Origin of the sequence: Priestia koreensis (assembly GCF_001274935.1) — a bacterium.
Taxonomy (GTDB): domain Bacteria; phylum Bacillota; class Bacilli; order Bacillales; family Bacillaceae_H; genus Bacillus_AG; species Bacillus_AG koreensis.
Map to the genome: position 1 here is coordinate 1 of NZ_LILC01000024.1, position 6,827 is coordinate 6,827.

Annotated in this window: 5 protein-coding genes; 2 read left to right on the plus strand and 3 right to left on the minus strand. The window is 34.0% G+C overall.

Features of this window, described 5'->3' with window-relative positions:
* Positions 1–85: 85 nt before the first annotated feature.
* The 3 genes from AMD01_RS18205 to AMD01_RS18215 all read right to left on the minus strand — a co-directional run bounded on the left by AMD01_RS18205 (position 86) and on the right by AMD01_RS18215 (position 3,587).
* Positions 86–1,255 carry a DNA cytosine methyltransferase gene (locus AMD01_RS18205; protein WP_053402880.1) on the minus strand — a complete coding sequence of 390 codons (1,170 nt, stop codon included), beginning with the start codon at positions 1,253–1,255 and terminating at the stop codon, positions 86–88.
* A 159-nt stretch (positions 1,256–1,414) separates the two neighbouring features.
* Complete coding sequence (locus AMD01_RS18210; protein WP_053402881.1) at positions 1,415–3,052, minus strand: AlwI family type II restriction endonuclease; 1,638 nt, start codon at positions 3,050–3,052, stop codon at positions 1,415–1,417.
* Positions 3,053–3,071: 19 nt separating this feature from the next.
* Positions 3,072–3,587: a helix-turn-helix domain-containing protein gene (locus tag AMD01_RS18215; protein WP_053402882.1), complete on the minus strand. Its 516-nt coding sequence runs from the start codon at positions 3,585–3,587 to the stop codon at positions 3,072–3,074.
* A gap of 972 nt (positions 3,588–4,559) precedes the next feature.
* Here AMD01_RS18215 and AMD01_RS18220 point away from each other — a divergent pair.
* Complete coding sequence (locus tag AMD01_RS18220) at positions 4,560–5,759, plus strand: ankyrin repeat domain-containing protein (RefSeq protein WP_053402883.1); 1,200 nt, start codon at positions 4,560–4,562, stop codon at positions 5,757–5,759.
* A 319-nt stretch (positions 5,760–6,078) separates the two neighbouring features.
* Positions 6,079–6,657, plus strand: coding sequence for a hypothetical protein (locus tag AMD01_RS18225; RefSeq protein WP_053402884.1), 579 nt, complete (start codon positions 6,079–6,081; stop codon positions 6,655–6,657).
* The last annotated feature ends 170 nt before the right edge of the window (positions 6,658–6,827 follow it).

A 6,827-nucleotide genomic window follows, 5' to 3' on the forward strand; every position in this document is an offset into this window, starting at 1 on the left:
CAAAAGCGGTGATAGTTTACTTCTCGTAAACTATCACCGCTTTTTTCATCTCAGAGGAGGGGTTTTGTCCCAGCCTCTTTGTGATTTACAGATTAAATGCACCTTGCTTCTCAGAAGCAGAAATCTCTTCAAATGTAATTTTTTGTTTGCCCCTAAGGTTCTCTAATTGAAGCTTTGGAGACGGCATTACGTAATCATATTCAATACCAGCAAATGATTTTAAGATAGCCTCAAACACAATTTGTGCGCCTTGTGGAGGTACGGCCATCCCAATCTGTTTTCTCACCGCTTCTTTACTACCCACAAATTCAAAGTTATCAGGGAATGTTTGGAGACGTGCGCGTTCTCGATTGGTTAAAGCGCGTAATTCCTCCCAATGGTACATATGTGTACCACCGCCGCCGCTGCCAGTTACTGTGTAAGCAGGCTTTTCTGGGTCCAGACGTTTATAAATTGAACTTAAACGAGCGCCTTTTACTTTTAATTGGAGCTCTTCAGGAATACCTGGATACCATGCGTTACTTCCAGGTGGGATAAAGCTAAGCATTTTCTTAACTTTTTCTGTGTGTCTAGGAAATTCATTATTTGGTGCATCCTCAGGAATAGGTGGAACTGTAATTGCTTCTTTTGATGTTTTGTATTCAGTGGAAGCTAATGTAGTAGGCGCTGGAACCTTAAACTCAATCCCTTGTTCAAATAAATCATTTCTAATACCTACTATAATAATTCGGTGTCTAGACTGAGGAACGCCATATTCTTGAAACTTGTACAAATGGGGGGTAAGTTGATAGCCACACTCTTCAAGTTCCGTTAGAATTTGAATAAAAGCTTGTCCTTCATTAGCACTTTGAAGACCACCAACATTCTCCGCTACAAAGAATTTAGGTTGATAGTCTCTTAATACCTTTACTCCATATGTATATAGAGGGCCATAAGTTCCGTCTAAACCGTGTTTCTGACCGACTTGGCTATAATCATTACAAGGGAAACCAAATGCAAAGCAGTCTATATCCCCAAGAATAGATTTATCACCAATTGGTAAATCTTGAACCGGTCCACAATGTACGGAAGGATCGTTTGGATCTTCGCAAATATTTAATTTATATGTTTCACATGCTGTAGAATCAAAGTCATTTGACCACAGATGTTTGATTTCCCACTTTTCTCCAGTCTCGGGGTGGACGATCTTTGCATTCTTTGCTGCTAAGCTTAAACCACCTGGTCCGTTGAAAAGTTCTCCTTTTTTAAATATCAACGAGTATCACTCCTTTATAATAATGAACAAAAAACGAAAGTATGTTCTTGCATACTACTATGCTAACTATTGTACACCTTTCAATCAAAAAAAGCAGCCCCAATGATAATTAAACCCTGTTTATTTTTGCAATAAAAAAACTAGATACCATATTGGTACCTAGTTTGATGATGGTTGTAATGAAGAAGACTTCTGCTTTACCATTTCTGATACGTGTTCGTAGCCTTTATTTATAAAACAAGAAACAAACATTTCTTTTCTTGCTTCATAAGTCAAATCGTTATCTAAGCAGTAGTCTAAGAACCCTAAAAGAGAATTGGCAGAAAAGATAGCTCCTTGAGGATTTAGACTTGGATCAATAGCATCTACTTTTTCTGTTACACGTTGTAAATTACGTTCTCCGCCCCATTTGCTAGCTGTAATATAGCCAAAGTACTTCACAGATTTACCGTCATAGCCATTGTAAGTAGGAATATACTCCGAAGCCATATGCGAAGCAAGGTGGGCTGATAGATTGAATTTATTTCGATAGTTTTTGGCGTCTAAAATGCATACGGTTTGATCATCGATATGTATTAAAATCTCAATTTGTGTTTGTACATTTAATTGAACAGGTTTCGGACGCAAAATGGTATGAAAACCTATGGATTGTAGGATCTTGGCAGTTTTTTCTTCAAATACTAAATTATTTTCTTCAAATAAGTAAGATTCGACAAATTCGTCATTTAGTGCTGAGTACTCTTGTTCTTTTATTAGAAGAGCAAACTTTTCAGCATCACTTTGGGATAACTCATGTTGCAAAGTCTTTTTAATATCTTCAATTGTAAGTTCTTTAAGTGAGGGAAAGGAACTTAACAAGCGCTCTACTTTATTTAGCATCTTCTTTTGGTTTGTTGCAGGTGCAATAGTACCAAATGAACTTGCTTTGTAACTATCTACATCTAAGCCAGCATTTTCAGCGAATCGTTCATGAGAAATTAAATAACGTTTGTTAAATGGATACCTTCCTTCAATCTCCTCTAATCTTTTGGTTGTTAGCTCTTGTTGCTCAGAGGGGATACGTAAAAATTGTCCTCTAACGTATTCAGACATGCCTGTATAGCCACATAACATCATAAAGGTATGAGCGACATCACCATGTGCCGCTGCAAAGTCTCGAGCACCTTTATCAGAACGTTCACGATGATCGTAGTTTGTTGCAATTTCTTTTTTCATCTCTGCCTTTTCAGTTTCTGTTGCTGATCTATATGCGAGTATCTTTTGAGTCACCTGTATTAATTGATTATCTTTTTGTGCTGTCAGAGCAAAGAATGTTATTTCTTCTTTGGTAATATAGTAATTTAATTGCTTTTGGTTAGCGAGTCTTAAAAGAAAGCGTGCAGGAAAAATCTTAAATCCGACTTCAAACTTAGGACGAAACCCTGTCTCAAGAAAGTAAGCGTTTGGGATTTGAAGAGTCAGAATTTGTTTAGACGTATTTTCATGGATTTTAGTTCCATCCAGCAGAGCCTTACCAACCTTAGTAAGTGCTAGTTGTCCATTTGGAGAAGTGTACACATAACCAAATGTTCTAAGCATAGCCGCCCAGGTTCTTCCTCCAGATCCATCGAGGCTTATATTTTCCCGTTTTAATTCGTTTAAAGCTAACACTTCTTCATACCGCTTATGAAGTGTCCTATTCTTTGACCATATTGCAGTGAAATTATCTGTAGCGGTTTTTAAAGCGTGTAAAGCATCAACGTGGAAATTTGGATCTCTTTCCGGCCGTGTAATAAACCATACTTTTCTCTCTCCCAATTCTTAATCCCCCGGTCATTTAATTAGATAGTAATGCTTGAATATCTACATATAATAATTTCTCATCGCTTGTAAGTTTGTTTTTTTCATTCAATGCAGCCCAATCTGCTAGCAAATCACTAAAAAGGGAGGGTTGTGACAAAATAAATGTTTGGATAGACTGTTCATTTTCATCCACTAAGCTACTTAATGTGCTGGAAATTTGAATGATTTGTTTGTCAAATAGATCAGTTAATTGGTAAGAGCTTATATTTACTTTTTCATTTAACACTCCAAATACTTTTGCTAGGGAAGAGATGGTAATATCTTCACTGTTGTTATAGGCATCGTTAAACCAATTGGAAGACTGGCCAGATCTCTCGCTAAGTTCTCTATGAGACATACCTGCTTTACGAATAATTTTATTAAGATTGTTCATTAAATTAAAAATGAGTGCTTTGCGCATAAGCTTTTTTAGTGTGAGAATTTCTATAGGTGACATCCTTTCTGGAAAAATAATACTTATATGGATATTATAATCGCGCCATAAAACCAACAAATCACCTATATAGGTGATTTGTTGGTTTTGATAGATTATTTTATTATACAGTTGTAATTTAATTAAAAGTATTGCTTACAACAAATCTGTCAATCACTTACTAATTATTTTGTTGTAGGGTTTTCAAGAAAAGAACGATAGAAAAAACGGGATAGTACACAATGATAAGGATATATTGATTCACGAGCATATTAAAGAAGAAAAGAGGGGGAAATATGAAAGGTTTTGAACTCCAAAGAGCCTCCAACGTTATCGTTACAGACTTTTTTGACTAACTATCATAATACAGCAATGACTCTAATGGAACTATAACTAATACAGCAATGGCTTTAGTGATTATAACAATTATATCATATATTCTTTGTTATATATCTGAGATTTCTTATTAATTACACACCTATAATATCAAATACATAATTTCATATTGTGTAGTACGTTTTCTGTAATTGATGATGTAGATGTTCCATTTATAATATCGTTTAAATCGGATTGTTGATAAGTACCCTTATATTTGCAGATAGTATGAAGGAACGCATTAATATGGCCTAAATTCTTTAGAAGAGTTTGTCCTTCGTACCTATTAAATTAATTAGGGGTTCTCCAATGTCTTCTTTAGTAGAGCCTGTAAGTTGTCTACCCTATCTCGCGACAAAGCTATCTCTTAAAAATTCGTCAATGCGCTCAATGCTATGGGGTTTGGTTCTCAACATAAAAATATTCATTTACTCAGTCCCTTCATTCCTAAATCGACTAAAATTAACTAAAAACTTATTAGTTGGTTCACCAGTTATATGTAATTTTTTATTTATTTTTCAAAAATAACTTTAAGTTTTTTAATGGTTATTTTGTTAAAATAAGGATGATGAAATAAGCAACTATTACTAACTATATAGGTATTAACAGTCAAAAATAAAATTGAAAGTTCACAAGTTCTAAACAATAATACAAATAAAATTGGAGAAGTAAACAATGAATATTCAAGAAGCAATAAAGGATAATCGAGTTAACGACGTAATCCATTACATACAGGATCATGAAAAGGAATTAATCAATGGAGATAGGAGAATAGATCCTTTGCACTTGGCATTAAAATTTAATTGTCACTCTCTTATTCAATATTTATTTAATATTGACTATCACCTGAAATGTAATGAAACTAAGCAAAGAACCTTTTTGAAGGATGCAGCACATTATAATCACCTTGAACCTCTCATTAAATTAGTAAAAGATGTTCCCTATTCAAAGGATACATTGACTTATTCGCTACGCGATGTAGCAAGTAAATCCGATATATATTGCGTAAGAATTCTTTTAGATGCAGGAGCGGAGTTCTCTACAAATAATTTCAGTGCTTTAGTGTCTGCTATCCAATGTGAAAATAGAGATGTTTCATTATTTTTAGCCGGAGAACTAAAGGATTTACAGGTAAGAGGATGGCGGGGATTTTCACTATTGCATTATGCTGCTGAATGTTCTAGAGATGAATTAATATTGCAATATCTTTTGTATCGAGAATTAGATGTTAATTTGCCAAATGAAGACGGACAAACTCCTCTTATGTTGTCTTTATTCAGTATAGAATTGGATGCTGAGAATCAATTTTTTGAGTTCGCTGTGGAGTTACTAAAAGCTGGGGCAGATCCTAACATTCAAGATAAGTCGGGACACACAGTACTAATGAGTGCTTGTTGGTTTGAAGGGTATGCCTCTTATGGGGATAATTACATTATAGAATACATGGAGATGCTCATTTTAAACGGTGCTGATATTAAGTTGAAAAATAATAAATCCCAAACAGCTCTCGATATTGCAAAAGAATACCAGTTTGATAAGGCAATTGAACTTTTAGAAAAATATCATAATCAATCAATTAAAATTCCAGATATGAATGTAGATGAAAATAACAATTCTGCGGTAAGTACAAGTAACTTTCCATTGACTTCGTTTCTTAGCGAACAAGGTTATACAACAAAAGTTAGCAGGAAAAAGAGGTGGAATATATTGGTTGGTGATATATTGCCTAAGCATCAACCTCAAGAGGTAGTGGACAAACTTGCAAGTTTTGTAAAACGTTTTAAAGCGCAGCGAAATGGCAGTGTTAAATACGCAAATGCTATCGAAGAATGGGAATATGATATCAATCGTCTAAAGAGCTATTTTAGTAAATAATGAGGTGAAAAAATGTAACTTTAGGAAATGAGTGGTTCAATATGAACTGCTTGATCCCTTCATTACTATAGATACAGGCCGGTATAAACTCAACTTATCGAAATGCGTGATAAAGGCTTCCGCATGCAGCCACTGACTACAGAGGAGTGTGAGTTTTTAGCTTTTTGCGGTTTAATAGTTATTTAATAGTGGCATATCTATGTGACAACAATTTCTCTTTAAATAAAAATATGGTCACTTCATTATACATAAGTTTCTAAGTCGATAAGAATCAATTTGTTAATAGTGTCAAAAATACATTTTTAAAGGGTGTGATAGATTGGGAACATTTATTGCTACAATTGTAGCCTTTTTAACAGGAACAGGGGTAATTATGAGTTCTATTGTAAAGGTTAAATCTCTATTGGATAAATCGAGCATTGAAATGTTGTTTTCTACAATAGAACAAAAGACGAGACAATACGTCTATGCGTTAACACTGTTATCGTTTATTACGGCCTTAGGCATTTCTTATGTATATATATTGTGGAGCCTGTATGTGAAAAAAATAGCCTTATTAAGTACTAATTTTTCTATGGTTATATCCATTTTCATCATGTGCTTTATTTTATTTATTCCAATAATTATTACTCTTTTAAATGTAAGAGATAAGTGGTTTATGAAAGAACATGGAAAATATAAAGTAGTGTTAGATAATGGTACCTCTTTGTACATTATAAGAATGCTAAATGAAGAAACTTGCATTTGTTCGGAGAATCCTCATGTAGAGTTTAAAGGACAAAACGAAGAATACGTGTTAATTAAATTAGACGATGTAATGAGAAAATCAATTATAAAGCAAACATTAAGGTCTCCTGTGGCGAATACTGACAACATAGAAGATGTAGAAACGATGTAGCTAGTAGAGCTATAAACAATTTTTATGTTTATCACCTTGGTTATAATAAATGTGAGGGAAGGATGTAAGATGAATAATGAAAGATTAATTTTTTGGGAACCTTTGGAAGAAAATCCTTTTTGCAGATATACAAATGAAATGCAGTTTGTAGAAATGCACTATCAAAAAGA